Consider the following 23,893-nt stretch of genomic DNA (forward strand, 5'->3'; position numbering starts at 1 on the left):
CCGGAGACTACCGACCGGGCGGATTCGAGCGCCGTCTCAGCCGAGCACCCGGGCGATCCAGCGGTCCCCGTCCTCGATCTCCTCCAGGCGCGGCAGCGTGTCGCCATCGGTCCAGACCGCGTTGAATTCCCGCATCCCGACCCGGCCGACCACGTGGTCAACGAACGCCTTGCCGCGCACATACTGCGCCACCTTGGCATCAACGCCCAGCAGCGCCCGAAGCAGTCGTTGCAGCGGATTGGTCGGGCGGGTGCGGCGTTTGTCGAAGGCGGCGCGGATCTGGCCGACCGTCGGGACGACGGCGGGTCCGACGACGTCCATCACATGGTCGGCATGCCCTTCGAGCAGCGTGCCGAGCATGAGCAGGCGGTCGAGCGCCTCGCGCTGCGCGGGGGCCTGGGTGGCGCGCAACAGCCCGACGATGCCCCGCGCGACGGGGTCTTCGGGTACGCCGCCGCGGCGGCGCTCACGTACCTCTTCCAGCAGTCGCGACAGCATCTCGGCGATCGGTTCTTCACCGACCGCGCCGAGGATATCGACATTGGCGCGCATGTAATCGGCCAGCCAGGGCGCGGAGGAGAACTGCACCCGATGCGTCACCTCGTGCAGGCAGACCCAGAAACGGAAATCGCTGGGCGAGACGCCGAGCGCGCGTTCGACCCCGACGATATTCGGGGCGACCAGAAGCAGCGTCCCGTCCTCGCCGGTGAACGGATCGTATTGTCCGAGAATCGCGGTGGAGAGGAAGGCCAGCATCGCGCCTGCCTGGATGCCCGCGGGCTTACCGGTCAGCAGTCCGCCCCCGGTATCCCCGGTGCCGGTCAGCGAGGCCATGGAATCGGCGGCGGCACCGATCCATCCGCGCCGGTCGACGATCCGGGCGGCGGGGATCGGACGATCGTCCAGCAGCCCGGTGACCTCGCGCACCGGGCTTTCCGCGCGGATGGACGCGGCGGCCAGTTCCTCGACGGCCTGTTCGGCGGACGTCCGTGAGGTGCGCGGACCCGGCGGCACCACCGCTGCGCCGGTGCGCGCGGCCAGTCGCCAGTCGACGGCGCCGGTCAACCCGGAACCACGCCGCTGCCGCTGGTCCTCGCTCGGACCGGCGGAAACCGACTCGCCTGACTTGTCAGCGCCTTCGAACATGGTCAACCACCTGTCACGAGCATCCGCAGTTGCGCAGCGTGCCTGCGATGGCGTCCAAGGCTGGCCTGCTCACCTCGGGGGGCCGATCGTTGGACATCAGCGCGAAGGTCAGAACCCGGCCGTCACGGTCGAGTACATATCCGACCAACGCACTGGCCACCGTCAGAGTTCCGGTCTTGGCCCGGACCCAGCCCGCACCCTCCCGGTTCTGCGCTACATAGCGGCTGGTCAGCGAGCCGGTAGCACCCGCGACCGGCAGGTCGTCCAACAGCGGGGCCAGTGTCGCCGCGAGCCGGTCGGAACCGGCCTTCGCGGCGGTACCCGGCACCGTGACGTCATCGCCTTCTACCCGTGCCGCGGTCGCGAGAACCGCATCGAGCAGTTGTGCGGGCACCCGATCGTCGACCGACAGCCCACTACCGTCGTGCATGACCGTTCCCGCGCGATCGAAACCCGCCTTGTCCAAAGTGGCCCCGACGGCGGCGACCGCGCCCGCGAAAGAGGGTTCATTGCCGGTGGCGACGGCGATTTCGCGGCCGATGGCCTCGGCGAGCACATTGTCGGAGTGGACCATCATGTCCCGCAGCCGATCTCGCAGCGGCGCCGAGCGCACACTCGCCACCTCGGCCGCCCCCCGCGCGGCGGAGCCGAGCCGGACCCGGCCCGGATCGAGTCCGAGGTCGGTCGCGAGCCGACGCCCGGCGTCCAGCGCCGGACTCGCCGTACGGGGCGAGTACTCGACGAGCGGATCGAGCCTGCCGCCGTCGATCATCACCGCTTCGATCGGCGCGATGGAACCCTCGGGGATATCGACAGGATCCCATCCCTGCGCCATGGTCGGGCCGGTGAATGCCGAGGTGTCGACGATGATGGTGTCGACAGGATGTCCGGACGCCCGGATCCGGTCGACCAGATCGGACAGCCTGGCGCTGTTCGGGTAATAGCCCTTGCCGTCGGCCTGCGCGGTGATCGTCGGATCGCCCCCGCCGACCAGCACCAGTTCGTTCGGGGCCGAACCGGCGACCACCCGGGTGACGACCCGCTGATCCGGCGCCAGCACCAGCAACGCGGCGGCCGTTGTCAGGATCTTGGCGGTCGACGACGGGATCATCGGCTTGCCGGGATCGGCGCTCCAGACGGTGGCGCCGCTGTCGGCGTCGGTGACGATTCCGGTGAACGCGCCGAGATCGGGATTTCCGATCACCGGGGCCAACGCCGCCGCCAAACCCGCCCGGCTGGGCGCGGGCGCTGTCGCGGGGGCGGGAACCACCTGCGGTGATGGGCTGACGGGTGCGGGCGGTTCGGCGACCGTCACACCGCCGTGGCGGAATTCGGGGGTCCACGGCTTCACGACGATCAGCCCGGCGGCGCCGATTCCGAGCAGTACGACCAGTGTGAGACCGAGTCCGATCCACATTCTTCGCCGCCGCCTGGCGGCCAATCCACCGATGTTGCGTTCGCTACCACCCACTGGCCCGCCGTCTCCCTGACTCCGCTACCGCGCCGCCATGGCGCACCCGTGCCCTTCAAAGTATCGGCCCCAGCGATCACACTATCCTCGTACCGCTACCGTTCCCCTGAACAGCATGGCGAGTCGGCATTCGTGCCCGCCGAGCCAACGAATGCACCATAGAAGGAGATGGCGTGGAGTTCGACGTCACGATCGAGATCCCCAAAGGTTCCCGCAACAAGTACGAAGTCGATCACGAGACCGGCCGGGTTCGGCTGGATCGCTTCCTCTACACGTCGATGGCCTACCCTGCCGACTACGGCTTCATCGAGAACACCCTCGGCGAGGACGGTGACCCGCTGGACGCGCTGGTCCTGCTCCCCGACTCGGTGTTCCCCGGGGTGATCGTCGAGGCCAGGCCGGTCGCGATGTACAAGATGGAGGACGAGGCGGGCGGCGACGCCAAGGTGCTGTGCGTCCCCGCGGGCGATCCCCGCTGGAACCATATTCAGGATCTGGCCGACGTGCCGGAATTCGAGCTGGCCGCGATCAAGCATTTCTTCGAGCGCTACAAGGATCTGGAGCCCGGCAAATTCGTGAAGGGCTCGGAGTGGGTCGGGCGCGCGGAGGCCGAGGCCGAGGTCGAGGCGTCCTTCAAGCGGCTGCAGGAGAACGGCGGCCACTAGAACAAGGCGGCCACTAGAACAAGGCCACATACGACAACGAAGCGGGAAGTCCGGCTCGGCCGGGCTTCCCGCTTTCGTTGTCTTCGGGGCGAAAAGGGTCACCCGGTATTCCGAATGCCCCTCCTCTGGCGAATCAGTAGTAGATGTAGAGATCCCAGCCGCTCCAGGTCTCCACACATTCCCAGTAGTAGCCGCCGGTGCTGGGCGAGGCGCCGTCGGCGCTGCACGCCGTGTAGGTGGCGTAGGTGCCGTAGTAGTACCCGGTGGCCACGGCGTCGTACTGCGGTGCGGCGGAGGCCGAAGCCGCCGTCGACACCCCGGCGACGGCGGCGACAGCCAGCAGGCCGGCGGCGAGGAAGGACTTGATTCGCATTTCGTTGCTCCCTGGTGAGCGAGGTTGTTTCCGACGGGATTTACGGTAGGTCGGCAAACCCGTCACAACAGCCACCCCTAGGGGTTCTTCGAGCCCTCCCTCGGGCGAATCACCTTCCCCACCCTTGGGTGGGGTTCCTTCCCCACCCGAGGCGCGGGTCCTGGCTCATGGGTTCTTCTGGGCCACCTCGTCCACCTTGCCGGTCGTCAGGCTCGACGTCTCGTCGCCGCGCTGAACGGGTTCTTCGACCGGCGGCTGCAACGATTCGCCGCCCGCCAGCGGCAGACCCGCCCGTTCCGCGAGTTCGACCTCGGCGTCGACCAGCGATTTCGCGGCGGCCTCGTGGTCGGCCGCCTGGATGCCACCGACCATGCGCAGCGGAAGTTCTTTCCAGAACAGCACGAGAATCAGGCCGATCACGGCAGCCGCCATCGCGACCAGGAATACCGTCGACATCGAATCGGCGAAACCGACCTGGAACGGCCTGGCCAATTCCGGACTCAACTGCTGGATGATCGAGCTGTCCTTGAGCACCTCGCCCGCCGCGGAGGTGTCCTGCGCGAGCAACCCCTTGGCCAACGCGACGTCAGCGGGGTTGGCGCTCTGCGTACCCGCGACCACGGCCTGGCGGAACTGCGGATCGGCCGACGCGGTCTGGAGTTCGCCGGAGATATTCGGAGTCATCCGGGAGAACAGCACCGACAGGAATACCGCGACGCCGAAGGTGCCGCCGATCTGACGGAAGAAGGTGGCCGCGGCGGTGGAGACGCCCATATCCTTGGCGGGCAACGAATTCTGCAATGCCAGGGTCAACGGCTGCATCAGATTGCCGAGGCCGAAACCGGTGCAGGCCATGAACACCATCGCCAGCCACAGCGGGCTGTCGGCGTCGAGGAAATGCAGCAGGAAAAGACCGAAGGTCAGCATGACCACGCCGATCATCGGGAAACGCTTGTAGCGGCCGGTGCGTGAGATCAGCTGCCCCGAGATGATCGAACCGGTCATCATGCCGAGCACCATCGGCAGCATCTGCAATCCGGCCATGGTCGGACTCGCCCCGCGCACCACCTGGAGATACTGCGGCAGCAGCGCGATTCCGCCGAACATGGCGGCGCCGGTGACGAACGAGATCACCACGCCGAGTGCGAAGGTGCTGTTGCCGAAGATCCGCAGCGGAATCAGCGCCGCGTCTTTCAGCCCCTTCTCCACCACGACGAATCCGACGATGCCGAGGACGCCGATCACGTAGCAGGCGAGGGCGGCCGGGCTGCCCCACCCCCACTCGTGCCCCTGCTCGGCCACGATGAGCAGCGGGACCAGGCCGATCGCGAGAACGAGAACGCCCCACCAGTCGACCCGGTCGGTGCTGTGCGGTTTCTTCGGCAGCCGCAGCACCCGAGAGACCACGAACAGCGCGATCAGCCCGAGCGGCACGTTCACCAGGAAGACCCAGCGCCAGCCACTCACCCCGAGAATCGAATCCATGCCGGCGAGCACGCCGCCCGCCACCGGCCCGATCACACTGGATGTACCGAATACCGCGAGGAAATAGCCCTGGTACCGGGCCCGCTCGCGGGGGCTGACGATATCGCCGAGGATGGCGAGCGCCAGCGACATCAACCCGCCCGCGCCCAGTCCTTGGACGGCGCGGAAAATGGCGAGCTGGTACATCGACTGCGCCAGCGTGCACAGCAGCGAGCCGAATACGAAGATGCCGATACCGATCATGAAGAACGGTTTGCGGCCGTACATATCGGAGAGCTTGCCGTACAGCGGCGTCGCCAGCGTGGCCGTGATCAGGTAGGCCGTCGTCGCCCATGCCTGCATCGAATAGCCGTGCAGATCGTCGGCGATGGTGCGAATCGCGGTGGAGACGATGGTCTGATCGAGAGCCGCCAGCAGCATGCCGAGCATGAGGCCGCTGAGGATCGTCAGGATCTGCTTATGGGTGAAACCCGCGGGGGATTCTGTTACTGCCGGTGCGGTCACGAACAGTTCTCCGTCCCAGTGAGAGTGGCGTGGGATTCGCGAAGAGCGGCAACCATGCTGGGCCGCGCGCGATCGAAATCATCGACGAACCGACGAAGCAGTTCGGCGAATGCGGCCCGGCTGTCCGGAGTCCACGACTCCGTGACCCGGGTGAGATTCTCGTGGCGGCGACGCCGGATCTGCTCGGCCACCTGGCGCCCGCGTTCGGTCACCACGAGTACGCAGGCGCGGCCGTCGGTCGGATCGGCCATGCGCTGCACCAGATCTCGATCTACCAGATGCGCCACTTGGCGACTCACCGTCGAAGCATCGCTGTACACCGCGTCGGCCAGCGTGCCCGAGCGCATCGGGCCGTCCTGGAGCAATCGGAAGAGCACGGCGAACGCGGCCGGATCGACACCGTCCTTGGTGCGGATCTGGGCCGCGGTGCGCTCCCTGATGCGCTGTAACCGGGTGAGCTGAACCGCGATCACATCGATCGCCTCGTCGTCCGGATCCACGCCGCGCCACCTTTACTTGCGTCAAACAATTAGTTGCTTGGCGCAAGTATGTAGGCGGACGAACGGAAAAAGCAAGCGGCCGTAGCGGTGCCTATCGGCCCTTGAACTGCGGCTCGCGCTTCTCGAAGACGGCCTGGATCGCCTCGGTCAGATCCTCCGACGGCAGGAAGGCCGAATTCCACGCCGAGACATAGCGCAGGCCCGCCGCCACCGCGTCCTTCGTGCGCTGATCCAGGACATCCTTCGCGCCCTGCACCACCAGCGGCGGATTGGCCGCGATATCGCGGGCCAGCGCGTGCGCGGCGTCCAGTACCGCGTCCTGATCGGGATACACGTCGTTGACCAGGCCGATCCGCTCGGCGCGCGCCGCGTCGATATCCTTGCCCGTATAGGCGAGTTCACGCAGATGCCCCTCGCCGATGATGCCGGGCAGGCGGTGCAGCGACCCGATATCGGCCACGATCGCCACCTTCGCCTCCCGCAGGCTGAACTTGGCCTCCGCACTGGCGAGGCGGATATCGGCCGCCGCGATCAGATCCAGCCCGCCGCCGATGCACCACCCGGAGACCGCGGCGATCACCGGCTTACGGCAGTCGGCGACCGCCGTCACCGCGGCCTGCATCCGTCGCAGTTCGACCAGGAAATCCGTGCGCGGCGCGGCGAAGGCGCGATCGGCGAGCAACGCGCCGAAGGTGCCCGCCATCGCGGGCAGGTCGAGCCCGTAGGAGAAATGCTTACCCGCACCGGTCAGCACGATGGCGCGCACCTCGGGGTCGGCGTCGAGTCCGCCGAAGATCTCCGGCAGCTCACGCCAGAAGTCCGGCCCCATAGCGTTGCCCTTGCCGGGACCGATCAAGGTCACCTGCGCGACATGGTCCTTGGTTTCGACGGCGAATGCCTGCCAATCAGTCATTTGTACAGCGTATCGAGAAGGCGGTGACGGCACCCCGGGTATCCCCGGTTATCGTCATCGGCAACCCGCCGACCACCGCGTTCGGGATGAGCCGACGGGAGCGGACGCGCCCTGTTAATGGTGTGCAAATTCGGCGTGGCCCGCTGGTTCCCTGGCAGTTTCACGCCCCATCATGGTCGAGTCGGCACATCCATCGACGGGTTCGGAGATCACAATGCTGATGCACCGAGGAATCGGTTTGGACCGGTTGAATTCCCTGCCGCGCGCCAGGGCCGTGCACGCCCTGTACGAATGCTGCTGCAATGTCACATGGGCGGCGCGGATCGCGGACGCGCGTCCCTTCGCCGATCGCGACGCGCTGCTAGCCGAAGCCGATATCGAACTACTCGCGCTGTCGCAGGCAGATCTGGATCGCGCGCTCGACGCGGTGGCCCACGAACCAGCGGGCGAACCCTCTGTCACCGAACTCGCGCGGATCACCAGAGACCGGATCGACCATATGCTCGGACCCGCGGAAGGCTATCCCGAATACTGACCCTCCGACTCGCCCGGCGTCCCACCCGCAATCGTCTTACCCTGGTGCCATGCGCAGGTCGTCGTTACCCCCGGTCGCATGCCGGGTCTCGGACACGCTGATCGCGCGCGGACATCACGGCGTCATCGTCAGCAGACCGGAATCGGCGGCCACCGCCGCCGACGCGGCCAGGGTGCTCGGCGTCGATGTGGGCGCGATCACGAAATCGCTGGTCTTCCTGCTGGACGAGGATCCGGTACTCCTACTGGTATCCGGTGCGCACCAGGTCGATCTACAGCAGACCGGACGACGACTCGAGGGCACCCTCACCCGCGCCCCCGCCGATATGGTGCGCGAAGTCACCGGACAGCCGATCGGCGGTGTCGCCCCGGTCGGTCATCCCACCAACCTGCCCACCTGGGTCGACAACGCGCTGTCCGGGCATCGGGAAGTGTGGGCGGCGGGCGGTCATCCGAACACGGTGTTCCGCACGTCCTTTCGAGAACTCGTCCGGATCACCGCGGGTCTGCCGATCGATATGGATTGACCCGTCGCGCCGTGCCCCTGCGGCGGCGCGGTGGCTTTACGCCCATCGCGCGAACGACCACGCGACAGCCCGCGATCGGTCGAGCGGGCGTAACTTCGAACTGTGACCGAAGCACCACCGCCGGATGCCGGCGTCCAGATCCCCGACGATCTGAGCGGCATCACCGCCGAGCAATATCGCGCCTCGATGCGCCACTATCCCGCGGGCGTCACGGTGGTCACCTTGAATTCGGACAGCGGCCCGATCGGATTCACCGCGACCTCGTTCGCCTCGCTCTCGCTCGAACCCCCGCTCGTCTCCTTCAATATCGCCCACACGTCGTCCAGCCTGGACGCCATGCTCGGCGCGGACTCCGTTGTCATCCATTTCCTCGGCGAACACCAGCATCACCTGGCGCAGCGTTTCTCCCGTACCGCCGACGAACGTTTCTCCGACCGATCCCTGTGGACGACCCTCGACACCGGCGAACCGGTCCTGCACGGCACCCCCATCTGGGTCCGCGCCAGCGTCCACCACCGAATCCCCATCGGCGACCATACTTTCGTCGTCGGCCTGGTCACCCGGGTGCACGACAATACCGACGAGGAACCGGCCGCCGCGCCGCTGCTGTACTACCAGGGCCGTTACCACCGCCCTACGTCGCTGGACCGATAGCTCCGACGCACCCCGCGGGATTCGACCTCGGCGTCGAGCGCGTCCGGATCGATGTCCGCGAGCCGACGCGACCACGACTCACGACATAGGAATCTCAGCCCACGGCGCAGGGTGACGCGCCCCCGGTGTCGACGGTAGCGAACGGGCGGGTCTCCGGAGTCGGGTTCCAGTGCGATCCGGTGACGGCGTAGTTCCAGCCGGTGCCGGTTTCTACGAGGTCGGCCACGGCTTCTATCAGCCGGTCGACGTCGGCGGAGCAGGTGCCGAGGCCGATGCTGGCGCGTAGCGCGCCGTCGAGGCCGAGGCGGGCGAGCAGGGGGTGGGCGCAGAAGCGGCCGTCGCGGACGCCGATGCCGTGTTCTGCGGAGAGGTAGGCGGCGACGTGGCCGGGGGCGAAACCGTCGAGAGTGAAGGCGACGATACCGACGCAATCGGGGCTGTCGGACCACAGTCGCAGGAGTTCGACGCCGGGAATCGCGCACAGGCCGTCGCGGAGACGGTCGGCGAGCAGGCGTTCATGCGATGCGAGGGTTTCGGCATCGATATCGCACAGCGCCGCACAGGCGGCGGCCAGCGCAGCCGCGCCGAGCACATTCGGCGACCCCGCCTCGTGACGCTGCGGCGCGGGAGCCCACTCGGCCGAGTCCGCGCGCACCTCGCGCACCGCGCCGCCGCCCGCCAGATACGGCTCGGCCGCGTCGAGCCAGTCACGGCGGCCGACGAGAACACCCGCGCCGAACGGCGCGTACAGCTTGTGACCCGAGCAGGCCAGGTAGTCGATTCCCGTGTCGCGCAGGCTGATCCGGCGGTGCGGAGCCAACTGCGCCGCGTCGACCAGGATGCGCGCGCCGCACCGGTGCGCCACCTCGGCCAGACGTTCCAGCGGCAGCACCTCGCCGGTGACGTTCGACGCGCCGGTAATCGCCAGCAGCGCGGCAGGTTTGGCGCACAGCTCGGCGACAAGAAGCCGGATGGTCTCCTCGACGGTGTCGGCGGCCCGCACCACGCGACGTCCGTTCCTGGTCCACGGCAGGAAATTGGCGTGATGCTCGATGTCGAGCACGACGGTGTCGCCGGGCACGCATCCGGCGAGCAGGTTCAGCGAGTCGGTGGTGTTGCGGGTGAAGACCACGACCTGGTCGTCGGCGGCGTCCAGGAAAAGGCTCACCGAAGCGCGCGCGGATTCATAGCATTCGGTGGAGATCCGGGAGGCGTAACCCGCGCCCCGATGCACGCTGGCGTAGTACGGCAGCAGCTGCTGCACCCGGTCGGTGACCGCGGCCAGCGCAGGCGCACTGGCGGCGTAGTCGAAATTCGCGTAGGTGGTGGTTCCGCCCTGGACGAGCGGCACCTGGAGGTCATCGCCGGATACCCGGGCGAGGGGGGCACAGGTCTGGTCCACAACAGCAGTCATCACGTAATCCCGTCGACAGAGGGACTCGCAATCGAGGATTGTTCGAGTCCGCGCTTGCCGCGCCCGGTCGGGCGGCGGCCCGGTCGTCACCCGGAGCACCCCACCGCGGAGGAGGGTTGCCGACCAGCTAGCCGGGGCTTGACACTGGTACTCGTGACCTGATCCGAGATTGGCAGACGCACCACAGTCCTGTCAACAGGGACGTTCCGTGTCGACGGCGACACTCGATCACCTGCGTCCGTTCACCGCGGTCGCCCGTACGTCGTTTGCGCATTCCGGCGGTATGCGATGCGATCGATGCATCCCCCCGCGCTACTCCGCTTCCCGACCTACGTGCTCGGCAAGCTGCACAAGGCGGTGCGCAGCGAGATGGGCACGTCGCCGCGCGAGCACTGGGTGCTGGTCTACCTGGAGGAATTCGACGAGTTGTCCCAGCAGCAGGTATCCACCGCTCTCGGCATCGACCGCAGCGAAGTCGTCCGGCTGATCGACGGGCTCGAGCAGAACGGTCTGGTCGTGCGTACCCGCGACGCCGTCGATCGCCGCAAATACCGACTCTCCGTCACCGAGGCGGGCAGCGCCGAACGCCGCCGCACCGACGAACTCATCGAGGCGGCGGCGCAACGGGTCCTGCACCGCCTCGACGCGGACGAGCAGCGCATTCTGCATCGCCTCGCCCTCAAAGCGCTCGGCGAGGATCAGGCACTGAGCGACTGAATCCGGTATTTCGGCCGGTAGCGCGGTTGTCATCGGGACGAACCACCCGATCCGGCGACCATCGATCAGCCGATACCCCGGGTACCGTAGACCACTGGTCCCCGTGGTGTTTGCCCACTGGTAACCCTCTTGTGAAACAACGAACGATGAAGAGCAGGCAGGTCTATGAGAGGTGGACAGGACGTCATGCTGCAGCCGCAGGTCGATACCGCGGCGGGCGAGGGCCCGGATCCGCGGTCGATTCCCGATCCGCTATCGCGCGGCGCCCTTGCCCCGCCCGCCCGCACCCTGGTCGACATCCTCGCCGCCACCGCCATCGACCACCCGGACGCCCCCGCCATCGATGACGGGGACGTGGTCATCGGCTACTCCGAACTGCTGACCGAGATCGACGCCGTCGTCGCGCGCCTCGCCGCGGCCGGAGTGCGAGCGGGCGACCGCGTTGGCGTCCGCATGCCCTCGGGCACCAACGAGCTCTACGTGACGATTCTGGCCGTGCTGCACGCGGGCGCCGCCTACGTGCCCGTCGACGCGGACGATCCGGACGAACGCGCCAGGCTGGTCTTCGGCGAGGCGGAGGTCACCGCCGTTGTCACCGCGGACGGTATCGAAACGACCTCCGCCGCAGCGGAATCCGATGGCACGACGGCGCCGCCCGATCCCGCTGACGACGCGTGGATCATCTTCACCTCCGGATCCACCGGAACGCCGAAAGGTGTCGCGGTGACCCATCGCAACGCCGCCGCGCTCGTCGACGCCGAGGCCGAGCTGTTCCTGCGGGACGCGCCGATCCGTCCCGGTGACCGCGTGCTCGCCGGACTCTCGGTCGCCTTCGACGCCTCCTGCGAGGAGATGTGGCTGGCCTGGCGGCACGGCGCGTGCCTGGTCCCGGCCCCGCGCGCGCTGGTCCGGACCGGGGCCGACCTGGGTCCATGGCTGGTGCGGCGCGAGATCAGCATCGTCTCCACCGTCCCGACATTGGCCGCCACCTGGCCCGCCGAGGCGCTCGAGTCGGTCCGGCTGCTGATCTTCGGCGGCGAGGCGGTACCCCCGGAACTCGCTGAACGCCTTGCCGGAAAAGCGGATTCGGGACGCGAGGTGTGGAATACCTACGGTCCCACCGAGGCGACGGTGGTGGCGTGCGCGGCCCTGCTCGACGGAAAGTGGCCGGTGCGCATCGGCCTGCCGCTGGACGGCTGGGATCTGGCCGTGGTCGATCCGGCGGGCAATCCGGTGGGCGAGGGCGAATCGGGCGAGCTGGTCATCGGCGGAGTCGGGCTTGCCCGATATCTCGACCAGGACAAAGATGCCGAGAAATACGCCCCGCTACCGTCACTGGGCTGGGAACGCGCCTACCGCAGCGGCGATCTGGTGCGCAACGACAGCGCCGGACTCGTGTTCCTCGGACGCGCCGACGACCAGATCAAAATCGGCGGTCGCCGTATCGAACTCGGCGAGATCGACAGCGCACTACAACACCTGCCCGGCGTGACCGGCGCCGCCGCGGCGATCCGAAGTACCAAGGCGGGCAATAAGATCCTCGTCGGCTACCTGACCGGACCCGACGCGGACTACGACCTCAAAGCCGCCAGAGACCGTCTCGCCGAACAACTTCCGGCTCCGCTGGTACCGCGTCTGGCCGTCGTCGCCGAACTGCCCACGCGCACCTCCGGCAAAGTCGACCGCGACGCGCTGCCGTGGCCGCTGCCGAAACAGAAGGACGCCGAGGCCGAAATCGGACTCACCCCGACCGCCCTGTGGGTCGCGGGCCTGTGGGATGCGCTGCTCGGCGCCGAGACACCGAGTCCCGATACCGACTTCTTCGATGTGGGCGGCGGCTCACTCGCCGCCGCGCAACTGGTGGCCGCGCTGCGCGAACGCTATCCGCATATCACTGTCGCCGAACTGTACGACCACCCGCGACTCGGAGCCCTCGCCGATTATCTCGACGACAGCGCACCCGTGGCCACCGCCGAAGTGCGCCACGTGCGCCCGACCCCACTGCCCGCCCAGGTATTCCAGGTGCTCGCGACGATTCCGCTGACCACCCTCACCGGACTGCAATGGCTCACCTGGCTCGCCATCGTCGGCAATATCGCCGCGTGGTCGGGCTCGCTGCCGTGGCTGCCGCATCTATCGTGGTGGTGGGCGTTCATCGCCTTCCTGCTGTTCATCTCCCCACCCGGCCGAATGGCCCTGTGCGCCCTCGGCGCCCGACTACTGCTCGACGACGTGAAGCCGGGCAGTTACCCGCGCGGGGGGCACGTGCACCTGCGACTCTGGACGGCGGTGCGGCTCTCCGAGGCCAGCGGCGCGGAGAATCTCTCCGGCGCACCGTGGATGGTGCCCTTCGCGCGGGCACTCGGGGCGAAGATCGGCAAGGGCGTCGACCTGCATACGCTGCCGCCGGTGACCGGCATGCTGGAACTCGGCAACGGGTGCAGCGTCGAACCCGAGGTCGATCTCTCGGGGTACTGGATCGACGGTGATCTCGTGCATATCGGTCCGATCTCCGTCGGGGCGGGCGCGGTCGTGGGTTCGCGCTCGATCCTGCTGCCCGGCACCAAGATCGGCAAGAATGCCGAGATCGCACCGGGATCCGCTGTCTCCGGCAAGGTCAAGGCGGATCAGGATTGGGCGGGCTCGCCCGCGGTGAAGGTCGGCAAGGCCAGGCATCGCTGGCCCGACGAGACCCCGGCACGCGCCGCGCACTGGGTCGCGATCTTCGGCGTCACCTCCATGGTGCTCGCGTCGGTCCCCATCCTCGGTCTGGCCGCGGGCGGCGCGTTCATCGCCTGGTGGATCCGCGACACCACCACATTGACTGCCGGGCTCGGACGCGCGTTCGCCATTCTTCCCGTCGCCACGCTGCTCAGTCTCGGCGTCTACGCCGCGGTGACGATTATCGCGGTGCGGCTGTTCAGCATCGGATTGACGGAGGGCTACCACCCGGTCCGCAGCCGGATCGGGTGGCAGGCATGGTCCACCGAGCGCCTGCTGGATTCGGCGCGCACCTTCCTGTTCCCGCTCTACGCGAGTCTGCTCACCCCGATGTGGCTGCGATTGCTCGGCGCGAAGGTCGGCCGAGGGGTCGAAGCGTCGACCGTGCTGCTGCTGCCCAAATTCACCACCGTCGCCGACGGCGCCTTCCTGGCCGACGACACCATGATCGCCGGTTACGAACTCGGCGGAGGTTGGCTGCATATCGGTGAGTCCAAAGTCGGCAAACGCGCCTTCCTCGGCAATTCCGGGATGACAGCGCCCGGGCGGCGGGTACCGAAGAACGGACTCGTCGCGGTGCTGTCCGCCGCGCCGTCCAAAGCCAAGGCGGGTTCGTCCTGGCTGGGCAGCCCCCCGGTGCGCTTGCGGCGCGCCGCCGGAGACGGTGATACCGAACGCACCTTCGACCCGCCGCTGCGGTTGCAGATCGCGCGCGCCGTCGTGGAGACCTGCCGTCTCATCCCCGTCCTGGTGACCTTCGCCATCGGACTCGGCGTGCTTTTCACCCTGGCCTGGCTCGCGCAACTGCTCGGCCACATACCCGCCGCGCTGCTGAGCGGCGTGGTGCTGCTGGTCGCCGGCGCTGTCGCCTGCGGTAGCGCGGTCGCCGCGAAATGGGTGATGGTCGGGCGGATCCGGGCCTGCGAGCATCCGCTGTGGAGTTCGTTCGTCTGGCGCAACGAGGTGGCCGACACCTTCGTCGAAACCGTCGCCGCGCCGTGGTTCGCCCGCGCCGCCACCGGAACGCCCGTGCTCAATCTGTGGCTGCGAGGACTCGGCGCGAAAATCGGACGCGGGGTATGGTGCGAGTCCTATTGGCTACCGGAGGCGGACCTGGTGACACTCGGCGACGGCGCGACCGTGGAACGCGGATGCGTTGTGCAGACCCATCTCTTCCACGATCGGATCATGGCGATGGATACCGTCACCCTCGGCGAAGGAGCCACCCTCGGCCCGCACTGCGTCGCGCTTCCCGCCGCCGTGATCGGGGCGGGCGCGACCATAGGACCGGCCTCGCTGGTCATGCGCGGTGATGTGGTGCCGCCGTCCACTCGGTGGTGGGGTAATCCCATCGCACCCTGGCCCGGCGCCGAATCCATTGCCCCCGAAGCGAATACCGAACCGGAAGCGGGCCGAGCGAAAGCGGCACGGTGATGCCGAACAAGTTCTACGACGCGCCGATCGACGAATACCTACCGCAGAACGGCAACCGCGGTTACCGCGTCTCACGATACGAACTCGAACTGGCCTACCGGGTCGCCAGCAACCGCCTCGCCGGGCGGGCCGAAATCACCGCGGTCACCACCGAGGTCCGTCCCCGCTTCGCCCTCGACCTGTCGCAATCACTGCCGGTCACCAAGGTTTTCGTCAACGGCGCCAAGGCATCGAAGTACACCCACCAGCACGGCAAGCTGGTGATCACACCGCAGCAACGCATTCCGGCGGGCGGGGTGCTCGCCCTGCTCATCCTCTACGGCGGCACACCGAAGCCGGTGCGCGGGCCGTGGGGTGAGGTGGGCTGGGAGGAGTTGACCGAGGGCGCGCTGGTCGCGAGTCAGCCCAATGGCGCGGCGTCCTGGTTCCCCTGCGACGATCACCCCAGCTCCAAGGCCAGCTACCGCATATCGATCACCACCGACACCCCGTACTACGCGCTCGCCAACGGAACACTGGTCGGCAAGCAGACCAAGGCCAGCCAGACCACCTGGATCTACGAGCAGCCCGAACCGATGTCGAGCTATCTGGCCACCATTCAGATCGGCCCCTACCGCAAATTCCGCCTCGGGCCCACGCAGAACCCGGTGCCCATGTACGCCGTGGCTCCGGCCCGGTTGCGCGCCAATTTCGAACACGATTTCGCCAGGCAACCGCAGATGATGGACCTGTTCGTCGAGAAGTTCGGCCCGTACCCGTTCGGCGACTACACGGCGGTGATCACCGACGACGAACTCGAAATCCCGGTCGAGGCGCAGGGCATCTCGGTATTCGGCGCGAACCACTGCGACGGCCGTCGCGGTTCGGAACGGCTCGTCGCGCACGAACTCGCCCACCAGTGGTTCGGCAACAGTCTCACCATCCGGCGATGGCGCGATATCTGGCTGCACGAGGGTTTCGCCTGCTACGCGGAATGGATCTGGTCGGAAGCCTCCGGCGGACCGACGGCGGATCAGCAGGCAAGGGCAGCGCGTCACAACCTGTTCCGGCAGCCGCAGGACATCGTCGTCGGCGATCCCGGCCCGCAGCGCATGTTCGACGACCGCGTATACAAACGCGGAGCGTTGACACTGCACGCGTTACGGCTGGAACTCGGGGATTCGACGTTCTTCGATCTGGTGCGCGAATGGACGGCCAGATATCGGCACGGCTCGGTCACCACCGAAGAATTCACCGACCTGGCCGGGCATTACAGCCTGGCGCCGTTGCGCCCGCTGTGGGACACCTGGCTGCACGCACCGGTGCTCCCCCCGCTACCGCCGCAGGGCGGACAGGCGACGACCTCGCTGCGCTGACACGTCAGAAGACCAGGTAACGGGCGGCGAGTTCTTCGATGAGCGGATCATCCTCGGCCACTGCGGCGAGTGCGTCCAGATCGGTCTCTATCGCGATGCGGCGCGGATCGTCGTGCTCGGTGTCGGGCACGCCGTCCTCGGCGAGTTGACGCAACAACTTGGTACGCACGCGCTGTCTCAGTGAGTCGCTCATACTCGAAGCTTGCCCCGTCAGCGATGCCGGTACCAGGCTGCCCGCCGAATCAGAGCGGCGCGAGCCAGGAACCCCACGGCGTATTGCGGAGTACGGAGTACACCGCGATCAGGGACAGCAGCACCCACATCGTGCCGCGTTCCATTTTCGGCACGACCAGTCGTGTGCCGCGCCAGGCGTGCACCGCCCACGCGCCGACCCACACGGTCAGGCCGAGAATCAGCGGAATCGCGATCAGACTGCTGTGCAGCGAGTCGATGATCCGGCCGTCGGTCAGGTTGTGCACGGCCCGCATACCGCCGCAGCCGGGGCAGTACATGCCGGTCAGCGTGTAGAACGGGCAGTAGCCGTACGACCCCTCCTCGTGCGGATCCCGGAAGTGCAGCAGCGCGAGTGCGCCGATACCCGCCCCCGCCGTCAGCAAGGGCAGCGGCATCGCGCGCCACCCCCGATGCTTGGGCGGCGTCAGATATTTCCCCGACCCCGATTCCGCATCCGATCCGGGTGCGACATGCGTGCTCTCCACGAAGAACAACGGTAGCCGCGGCGGACCGATCACCGCCAGCGCGATACGGCTCCAGTGGAGCGAAATCATGTCTCCGAGCGGGCCGCATCGCATCCCCCGTGTCGGTCCAGATAGCGAACATGATCAATTCCATTCCGCGTTTTCCCAGCTGACACTACAATTTCGGCCGTGGACGCCGCTGGTTTTACCCGGCTCGACGGATGTAGGGTCAGCACGGCTCGCAAGCTCGAATTCGGGAATGTGGGCCACTGGCACGCCGCCCAGGAAGGCGATACCGCAGGCGTGGTCGCGGTGGAAATCGATCCGGGTGACGGCAGTTCGGTCGTAGTGTTCGTCCACGCGCCGCACAGACGTGACGCGCCCGACGATTTCCACCCGAACGACCAGGTCTGTCTGGTCATCCCGGATGCGGTCGCCGAACTCCTCACCCTCGACTGATCTCGTCGACTCGACACTCCACACCCGCCGGGTCGCGGGAAGGTCGAGCAGTAGCACGGCGCCGTTCGGACAAGACGACATCGGCCCGCGCGTTCAGGCCGAGATCTTTGCTCCAGAGGCAGTGTTCGCCGTACCGAATATCGGGTATCCAACGTTTCGAGCCAGGATTTCCGCCATCGAGCGCTTGCACTAGCAAGCACCCCAGCTTGCATTGTAATGTGGCGGCAGACACAAAGGAGTGCTCGAATGCTGGTCACGTCGATGAAGACGCTTGCGGGCCTACGTGGAACCGAACCGCTCACCGCGGCCTACCGCGCTGGATTGCGGAGTCGCACTTACACCACTGCCGCACTGAACAAGCCCGCCGCCCCCCACGACGTCATCCCCGTGACCACCGCTGACGGCGCCGACCTCCGGGTGCACGTCTACGGTCCCGCGGACGGCGAGACCATCGTGCTGGTCCACGGGTGGAGTTGCAGCATCGAGTACTGGAACCCCCAGATCAACGCCTTCGCCGATCGCTACCGCGTCGTCGCCTACGACCAGCGCGGCCACGGCGAGAGCGGGTTGGGCCGCGCCCGCCTCGGGGCCGCCACGTTCGCGGGCGATCTCGCCGCCGTCCTCGACGCCACCCTGCCGCGCGGCAAGCGTGGCGTACTCGTCGGCCACAGCATGGGCGGAATCACGTTGCAGGCGTGGGCCGCCCGGTATCCCGACCAGGTCGCCGAAAGAGCCTCCGAAGTCGTGCTCGTGAATACCGCCGCCAGCGAGATCCGGCACGAAACCGATATGCTCCCGGTGCTCAACAAGCCGTTGTCGGTGACGACCCGCCCGGTGACCATTCTCGGTGCCACCATCCGCATGCCCTCCCCCATCGCCGAGACGATGTTGTTCTCCCCCATTCCGCTGCCCGGCGGATGGCTGGTCAACGCGGTCTTCAAGGACAGGGTGATGAACAAGAACGCCACGGCTGACGAGGTCGACTTCGCCGTCGGCATCGCCCGTTCGTGCCGCCCGCTCACCCGCGGCCTGCACGCCGCCGCCCTGCTGGACATCGACCTCGGCGACGCCGCGGCGAATCTCACCGTTCCCACCACGGTCATCGCGGGCGCGGGCGATCTGATCCTGCCCGAACGCCTGTCCCGCCGCATCGTCGAACTCCTCGACCGCACCGGCTCGCTGGCCGACTACCACGTCTGGCCCACCGGCCATCTGGGCAATATCGAAGCCGCCGACCGCTTCAACGCCGTTCTGGATACGGTCGTCTCCCGCAGCCGACAGGACAGGGCCACCGCGGTCTGAACCGGCTTCCGCCCGCTCGGAACGGACGCGGGACGACTTCCCCTGGATCGAGAAGGGGGAAGCTCCTGGTTACGTATCCGATGGAGCTTCCCCCGGATCGAAGGGTAGCGGTCACGTCGAGTTCGCGGGTCACTATCCCGGTTCCGGTCGCCCGGAACATCTTCGAGCATACAGAGCGTTATGGTGCGGGAGCGTCCTACGATACCGTCGACGGCATCCCCGAACAGCTTCGCCGAGCGCACCGCCCGGACAGCGCACCTGGTGGCGCAACTGCACGCGATCGTCGCCGAGCTCGAGGCTCTGCATCCCGGGCGCGCCTTTCCCCTGGACGGACACCTGGTCGGCTCCCTCGCTGAAGCAGCCGCCGAAGCCCTGTTCAATGGCCCGCTCGCCGCAGTGGCGAGCGCTGTCGGCCGCGTGGTATCGAACGGACAAGCCCGACTCTCCCTGAATCGGCTGCGCACCCTGAACAGTGCTGTCGCACCGTCGGATCGAGTCCCGCCGCGCACCTGAGCGCGACGGAATCCACCGCCCCACCGCACTGTCGCCGCGATCGCGGCTCGAACGGCATGGTCCGAGCGGCATATGCGCTGTTCTCCACCGGATCACGATCGAAGTAGCACCGGAACCGACCCCCCGGTTTCACCCGAAGTCCGCAGGGTATGACGCACACAGCTTCCTCGATCAACTTCTACCGGCAGGGAGTGCCATGACCATCGCCGTCGCCTCGCCGCGAACGACCCCCGCCCCGCGGGGACCGCTATCGGACGCCGTCATCGGTCTGCTCGGCCGGTCGCCGGGCGAGACCCCACCCCCGCTCGGCACGGTCGATCCGTTCGGGGAGGATCTGCAACTAGCGCTGCACACCTGCTACGAGCTGCACTATCAGGGATTTCCCGAAGTCGATCCCGGCTGGGAATGGGATCCCGGCCTCCTGGGCCTGCGCGCGGAGATGGAACGAGTATTCCTCGACGCCCTGCGCGACGCGGTCCCCGGCGGAAACGATCTGGACGCGGAACTGGACCGGTTACTCGTCACACCGGACGAACCCACCGGGCCGAGTGTCTTCCTGCGCGACGAAGGCCACTGGTGGCAGGTCCGCGAATATTTCGTACACCGCTCGATCTACCACCACAAGGAGGCCGACCCGTACGCGTGGGTGATTCCGCGATTGCGGGGCCAGGCCAAAGCCTCGCTCGTCGCGGTCGAATTCGACGAATTCGGCGGCGGCCACGGCGATCGCGTTCACGCGCAGCTGTACGCCGATCTGCTGGCCGGAGCCGGTTTGGATCCTGGCTATCTGCACTACTTCGATATCGTCGGTGCGCCGATGCTCGCGCTGGTCAACATGATGTCGCTGTTCGGACTGCACCGGCAACACCGCGGCGCCCTTGTCGGGCATTTCGCGACCGTCGAGATCACCTCGCCGCCAGGGGCCCAACGCATGGTCGAGGTGCTGCGACGGTTCGACGCCGATCCGGCATGTGTGCGATTCTTCGCCGAACATGTCGAAGCCGACGCGGTCCACGAACAGGTCATGCGCATCGACGTGATCGGCGATCTGCTGGCACGCGAACCGGAACAGCGCGCTCCCCTGGCATTCGGCATCCAGGTGACGAATTTCCTCGAGGACCGATTCGCCGATCACGTTCTGCACGCCTGGCGAGCCGGGCGCAGCTCGCTGCGGGAAAAGGACGGCGATGGGTAACGCGCGGCGGGCGCTGTTATGTCCCCCCGGCGTCTACCGGCCGCAGGCAGACACCTGGCTACTCGCCCGAGCCATGATCGAAGCCGGAATCCCGCACGGCGCCCACGCTCTGGACGTATTCACCGGCACCGGCGCCCTCGCGATCGCCGCGGCGAAAATCGGCGCGGCCACGGTCACCGCCGTCGATATCTCGCGCCGAGCCGCCGCCGCCGCGTGGCTGAACCTGCGCCTGCGGGGGATCACCGCCGAAATCCACTGCGGAGATTTCGCTTCCGTCTTCGGGCGGCGCCACTACGACCTGGTCGTCGCGAATCCGCCCTACGTCCCCGCACCGCACGACACCGCCGTCGGCGCGGCCCGCGCCTGGGACGCGGGCGCGGACGGACGGGCGCTGCTCGACCGGCTGTGCGCGCTCGTCCCCTCCGCACTGTCCCCGCGCGGCACCGCGCTCATCGTCCATTCGGCCATGTCCGATCCCGACAAGACCTTGGACGCCTTGCGAGAACGGGGCCTGAAAGCCGCGGTGGTCGCCCGCGCGACTGTTCCGTTCGGCCCGGTTCTGCGTGCGCGCGCGGCCTGGTTGTCCGCGACAGAGCGGATCGAGCCGACCTCGGATACCGAGGACCTGGTGGTGATACGTGGTGACCGCATACGGAAGTGAACCCAGGCGAATGGCTTTCACCGAGGACGGCCCAGCCCTCGTCGAAGGCCCGCTCGAGCTCGTCACGGCCGATGGCCGAACGATTCGATGCGACCGATTCATGGTGGCCATCTGTCTATGTCGGCGCTCGAAGAATTATCCGCTGTGCGATACCAGCCACCGTCACAGGAAGCGCGCATCCGGTTGAGGATTCGACGCCAGCGACCGCACCACAGCCTGAGCGTGTGGCTCCGCATCCGCGGCTGAGTGGTACCTCGAAGTCTTGTCCGCGACCTGAAAGACGCCGCTCCACTTCACACGTCGAATAGCCCCTGCTGCCCGGGGGGAGTCGACGAGCGACGCCGACGAGCGCGCGGCCAGAACTTCAGCATCCGATTCTCGACCTTGTCGGTGAACATCACTACCGGTCCCTTCGGACCGAGAGCAGCCTTGGGAGATTCTTTTAGCGCCAGTTCGATCAGGGTCTCGACGTTTACCCGGATCTCCAGATAGGGGGCCAGCGGACGGGGCGAGACTTCGGTATCCGGGTGGAGTTCGAACACGAAGATCCAAGCGTTTTCGTGGTCGTTCGAGGTGTCCCCCAAAGAGTGCGTGCCGTCCCCGTTATCCATCAGATGCGGGTCGGCCAGATGCCTGAGCCAGCTCTGCCACACGCTCTTCGGGATGGCAAAGCCCGTCCCTGCGCATTGCCGGTGCCCGCTGAGTGCAAACTTGTACGCCATCTGATAGAAGGTCCGCTTGAACACATTGGAAAGGTTCGGCCCCTCCATCTTTTCCGACAGCGCAGCACGACCGTCAAGCGTTGACAGCCAACCGTAGAAGTCGGGCATGTTCTTGTAGGCCGCCTTGACCGCCCCCACGGCGTGCTTGTACGAGCCGTGAAAATCCATCGTTTGGATCTCCAGGACGCCATAGCGTGTGATCTTCGGCGCCGGGTCGATCGCCTCGACCTCAGCAAGGGTCCAGTCGAATGAGAATTCAGGAGACCTGTCGGTCTTGCCGATGCTCAGCTCGCCACCGAGCTTCTGCTGGAAAAAGACAACAACATTCACCCCCTGTTCCAGCCATACCGCGATTCTGTCCCGCACCCCCCGATCGGCCAACGTCGGCGCCGCAATGAACTCGAGCGGGTCCGTAGGTCCGTACCCGAAGATCTTCCTCGACGCCGCAGCCATGAATGCGGGGTCCAAGGCTCGATTGGGACACACGAGCCAGTCGTACCGCCGAGTTTCCACGGCTGTGCTGACGACACATACCCCTCGCGAAGTCGCCCGCTTCACGCAGCGCGTTTCGACCGTCTTGGCCGATGTCAGGAACGGACAGGTTTCCTTCGCTTGATCGGCTTTCGCCGCCTTGGTGCTGACGACTTCGGGGTACACCCGATGCCCGAAGAATTCCGCAATGAAGTTCGCACCCTCTGACTCCACCGGCAAATCTGACCCCATGTCGGCCGAGTATGCCGGAGTCTCCCGACAGGTTGCGACGGACCTAGAGGAGGCGCAAAGTGTTTGCGCTGGCCTCCGCGTTGCGGGTCGCCACTCGAGTGAACTCTTCACTCAGCTCGAAACCTATTGCACTGCGCCCGAGTTCAGCCGCCACCGAGAGAGCACGCCCAGTGCCTGCGAATGGATCAAGCACGAGCCCGCCGATAGGCGAGGAGCTTTCAATCCTGGGGCGGATCAAGTCGGGGGGAAACGTCGCGGAGTGCCCATCTGAACCCGAACGAACGTTCACGGTCACAACGTCGCGGGTGCCTTCCTCGACCGCGCCGGTGTCGTAGTAGTACTTCGCCCTACCTTCCTTCGGCCTCAGGACGAAATGGAAGAAGTGCTCATGCGCTAGGCGCAGCCTGTCCTTCTCGGGTCTCGGGGCCACGTTGGGCTTGTGCCAGATCAAGTCGTTCCGCAAGATCCAGCGCTTATCTTGCATAGCGATAGCAAACCGCGACGGGATGAGCATCAACTGCTTCTCCTGGCGATAGCCCCCCATCGGGGTCTTCCGTCGAGTGCGCGGGTTGTCGCCGAGGCCCTGACGTCCGTCGGATCGGATGCTCGACCACCGGGCGAAGTAAGTGTCGCCGAGGTTCACCCACACGCTGCCCTTGAGCTTCAGCGCTGGCCTCAAGCGCTCGAAGATCTCCACGAGATGTGAGATGAACCAATCCGGGATGGGTTCCATCCCCAGCAAACCACCGTGCTCGCGGTACCACTCGTATGGCGGGACATCAGTTACCGCGTTGCCCTCAGCCACCCATTCCTCGAGTACATCTTCACTATGATCGTGTCCATACGTCCGCATTCCCCAGTACGGAGGTGACGTGACGATGAGATCGACCGACTGAGGATCGAGACCGTCGGCCAGATCGTAGGCGTCCCCCTGCCGCACCTCGACGGTGGGATCTTCGGCTGCGGGATCGTAGCTTCTCGAGGACGTCACGCAGGCATCATAAGATACCGAGAACCGAACAGTTGTTCGCTTGCCCCCGGGTGATCCACAAGCTGTAGATTATCCACACACCGCCTTCGACGTGCGACAGAGCGCACAGGCGCGCTGCGACGAAGGATTTCGTCGCTCCGGCTGCGACCGCCTGGCCCCCGGCGTGCCGATCGTTCGCTGACCGCAGCGCATCTGACTGTCGCGGCGGACGCGACG

24 protein-coding genes and 1 riboswitch are annotated in these 23,893 nt (G+C 66.9%); of the genes, 13 read left to right on the forward strand and 11 right to left on the reverse strand.

Annotation, left to right across the window (positions count from 1 at the left end; translation table 11 throughout):
• Positions 1–36: 36 nt before the first annotated feature.
• Together ABZS43_RS05775 and dacB are read right to left on the reverse strand one after the other, a co-directional pair.
• A complete protein-coding gene (locus ABZS43_RS05775) occupies positions 37–1,146 on the reverse strand; it encodes a zinc-dependent metalloprotease (protein WP_355034641.1) in 1,110 nt (369 codons plus the stop codon).
• Positions 1,147–1,159: 13 nt separating this feature from the next.
• Positions 1,160–2,563: a D-alanyl-D-alanine carboxypeptidase/D-alanyl-D-alanine-endopeptidase gene (gene dacB, locus ABZS43_RS05780; RefSeq protein ID WP_355034642.1), complete on the reverse strand. Its 1,404-nt coding sequence runs from the start codon at positions 2,561–2,563 to the stop codon at positions 1,160–1,162.
• A gap of 227 nt (positions 2,564–2,790) precedes the next feature.
• Here dacB and ABZS43_RS05785 point away from each other — a divergent pair, with 227 nt between their 5' ends.
• On the forward strand, positions 2,791–3,282 hold the full coding sequence (locus tag ABZS43_RS05785) for an inorganic diphosphatase (protein ID WP_355034643.1): 492 nt from the start codon (positions 2,791–2,793) through the stop codon (positions 3,280–3,282).
• 133 nt (positions 3,283–3,415) lie between these two features.
• On the opposite strand, the gene ABZS43_RS05790 is transcribed toward ABZS43_RS05785, so the two are convergent.
• The 4 genes from ABZS43_RS05790 to ABZS43_RS05805 form a co-directional block, all read right to left on the reverse strand.
• On the reverse strand, positions 3,416–3,655 hold the full coding sequence (locus ABZS43_RS05790; protein WP_355034644.1) for a hypothetical protein: 240 nt from the start codon (positions 3,653–3,655) through the stop codon (positions 3,416–3,418).
• 165 nt (positions 3,656–3,820) lie between these two features.
• Positions 3,821–5,644, reverse strand: a complete 1,824-nt coding sequence (locus ABZS43_RS05795) for an MDR family MFS transporter (protein WP_355034645.1) — start codon at positions 5,642–5,644, stop codon at positions 3,821–3,823.
• The gene (locus tag ABZS43_RS05800; protein WP_355034646.1) at positions 5,641–6,144 is read right to left on the reverse strand and encodes a MarR family transcriptional regulator; all 504 of its coding nucleotides are present in this window, start codon (positions 6,142–6,144) and stop codon (positions 5,641–5,643) included. The genes ABZS43_RS05795 and ABZS43_RS05800 overlap by 4 nt, the downstream gene beginning before the upstream one ends.
• 91 nt (positions 6,145–6,235) lie before the next feature.
• Complete coding sequence (locus ABZS43_RS05805; protein WP_355034647.1) at positions 6,236–7,057, reverse strand: crotonase/enoyl-CoA hydratase family protein; 822 nt, start codon at positions 7,055–7,057, stop codon at positions 6,236–6,238.
• Between the two features lie 214 nt (positions 7,058–7,271).
• On the opposite strand from ABZS43_RS05805, the gene ABZS43_RS05810 reads away from it, so the two are divergent.
• From ABZS43_RS05810 to ABZS43_RS05820, 3 genes are all read left to right on the forward strand, one after another.
• Positions 7,272–7,592, forward strand: coding sequence for a 2-oxo-4-hydroxy-4-carboxy-5-ureidoimidazoline decarboxylase (locus tag ABZS43_RS05810; protein WP_355034648.1), 321 nt, complete (start codon positions 7,272–7,274; stop codon positions 7,590–7,592).
• Positions 7,593–7,641: 49 nt separating this feature from the next.
• On the forward strand, positions 7,642–8,118 hold the full coding sequence (locus ABZS43_RS05815) for a YbaK/EbsC family protein (RefSeq protein WP_355034649.1): 477 nt from the start codon (positions 7,642–7,644) through the stop codon (positions 8,116–8,118).
• Positions 8,119–8,304: 186 nt separating this feature from the next.
• A complete protein-coding gene (locus ABZS43_RS05820) occupies positions 8,305–8,772 on the forward strand; it encodes a flavin reductase family protein (RefSeq protein ID WP_355034704.1) in 468 nt (155 codons plus the stop codon).
• A gap of 94 nt (positions 8,773–8,866) precedes the next feature.
• Here the strand turns inward: ABZS43_RS05820 and ABZS43_RS05825 are convergent, their stop codons facing one another.
• A complete protein-coding gene (locus tag ABZS43_RS05825) occupies positions 8,867–10,186 on the reverse strand; it encodes an aminotransferase class V-fold PLP-dependent enzyme (RefSeq protein ID WP_355034650.1) in 1,320 nt (439 codons plus the stop codon).
• A 45-nt stretch (positions 10,187–10,231) separates the two neighbouring features.
• A riboswitch (SAM riboswitch) is annotated at positions 10,232–10,345 on the reverse strand.
• Positions 10,346–10,483: 138 nt separating this feature from the next.
• Between ABZS43_RS05825 and ABZS43_RS05830 the strand changes: the two genes are divergently transcribed.
• The 3 genes from ABZS43_RS05830 (at position 10,484) to ABZS43_RS05840 (ending at position 16,413) form a co-directional block, all read left to right on the forward strand.
• Entirely contained in the window at positions 10,484–10,903 is a 420-nt protein-coding gene (locus ABZS43_RS05830; protein WP_355034651.1) for a MarR family transcriptional regulator, read from the forward strand.
• Between the two features lie 186 nt (positions 10,904–11,089).
• Complete coding sequence (locus tag ABZS43_RS05835; protein ID WP_355034705.1) at positions 11,090–15,058, forward strand: Pls/PosA family non-ribosomal peptide synthetase; 3,969 nt, start codon at positions 11,090–11,092, stop codon at positions 15,056–15,058.
• Positions 15,058–16,413 carry a M1 family metallopeptidase gene (locus ABZS43_RS05840; RefSeq protein WP_355034652.1) on the forward strand — a complete coding sequence of 452 codons (1,356 nt, stop codon included), beginning with the start codon at positions 15,058–15,060 and terminating at the stop codon, positions 16,411–16,413. The genes ABZS43_RS05835 and ABZS43_RS05840 overlap by 1 nt, the downstream gene beginning before the upstream one ends.
• Before the next feature lie 4 nt (positions 16,414–16,417).
• On the opposite strand, the gene ABZS43_RS05845 is transcribed toward ABZS43_RS05840, so the two are convergent.
• Both ABZS43_RS05845 and ABZS43_RS05850 read right to left on the reverse strand, forming a co-directional pair.
• Positions 16,418–16,606, reverse strand: coding sequence for a hypothetical protein (locus tag ABZS43_RS05845; RefSeq protein ID WP_355034653.1), 189 nt, complete (start codon positions 16,604–16,606; stop codon positions 16,418–16,420).
• 49 nt (positions 16,607–16,655) lie between these two features.
• The gene (locus tag ABZS43_RS05850) at positions 16,656–17,201 is read right to left on the reverse strand and encodes a DUF2752 domain-containing protein (RefSeq protein ID WP_355034654.1); all 546 of its coding nucleotides are present in this window, start codon (positions 17,199–17,201) and stop codon (positions 16,656–16,658) included.
• Between the two features lie 99 nt (positions 17,202–17,300).
• Between ABZS43_RS05850 and ABZS43_RS05855 the strand changes: the two genes are divergently transcribed.
• From ABZS43_RS05855 to ABZS43_RS05880, 6 genes are all read left to right on the forward strand, one after another.
• Positions 17,301–17,570 carry a hypothetical protein gene (locus ABZS43_RS05855; protein ID WP_355034655.1) on the forward strand — a complete coding sequence of 90 codons (270 nt, stop codon included), beginning with the start codon at positions 17,301–17,303 and terminating at the stop codon, positions 17,568–17,570.
• 246 nt (positions 17,571–17,816) lie between these two features.
• Positions 17,817–18,872: an alpha/beta hydrolase gene (locus ABZS43_RS05860; RefSeq protein WP_355034656.1), complete on the forward strand. Its 1,056-nt coding sequence runs from the start codon at positions 17,817–17,819 to the stop codon at positions 18,870–18,872.
• Between the two features lie 183 nt (positions 18,873–19,055).
• The gene (locus ABZS43_RS05865) at positions 19,056–19,385 is read left to right on the forward strand and encodes a hypothetical protein (protein ID WP_355034657.1); all 330 of its coding nucleotides are present in this window, start codon (positions 19,056–19,058) and stop codon (positions 19,383–19,385) included.
• 196 nt (positions 19,386–19,581) lie between these two features.
• Positions 19,582–20,580: an iron-containing redox enzyme family protein gene (locus ABZS43_RS05870; RefSeq protein WP_355034658.1), complete on the forward strand. Its 999-nt coding sequence runs from the start codon at positions 19,582–19,584 to the stop codon at positions 20,578–20,580.
• The gene (locus ABZS43_RS05875; protein WP_355034659.1) at positions 20,573–21,241 is read left to right on the forward strand and encodes a HemK2/MTQ2 family protein methyltransferase; all 669 of its coding nucleotides are present in this window, start codon (positions 20,573–20,575) and stop codon (positions 21,239–21,241) included. Before ABZS43_RS05870 ends, ABZS43_RS05875 begins: the two co-directional genes overlap by 8 nt.
• Positions 21,242–21,251: 10 nt before the next feature.
• Positions 21,252–21,428 (forward strand): CDGSH iron-sulfur domain-containing protein, encoded by a 177-nt coding sequence (locus ABZS43_RS05880; RefSeq protein ID WP_355034660.1) that lies wholly within the window; start codon positions 21,252–21,254, stop codon positions 21,426–21,428.
• Positions 21,429–21,534: 106 nt separating this feature from the next.
• Here ABZS43_RS05880 and ABZS43_RS05885 read toward each other — a convergent pair whose 3' ends face one another.
• Together ABZS43_RS05885 and ABZS43_RS05890 are read right to left on the reverse strand one after the other, a co-directional pair.
• A complete protein-coding gene (locus ABZS43_RS05885; RefSeq protein ID WP_355034661.1) occupies positions 21,535–22,668 on the reverse strand; it encodes a hypothetical protein in 1,134 nt (377 codons plus the stop codon).
• Positions 22,669–22,729: 61 nt separating this feature from the next.
• Entirely contained in the window at positions 22,730–23,677 is a 948-nt protein-coding gene (locus ABZS43_RS05890) for a site-specific DNA-methyltransferase (RefSeq protein WP_355034662.1), read from the reverse strand.
• Positions 23,678–23,893 lie beyond the last annotated feature (216 nt).

Source organism: Nocardia sp. NPDC005366, assembly GCF_040606855.1.
Classification (GTDB): Bacteria; Actinomycetota; Actinomycetes; order Mycobacteriales; family Mycobacteriaceae; genus Nocardia.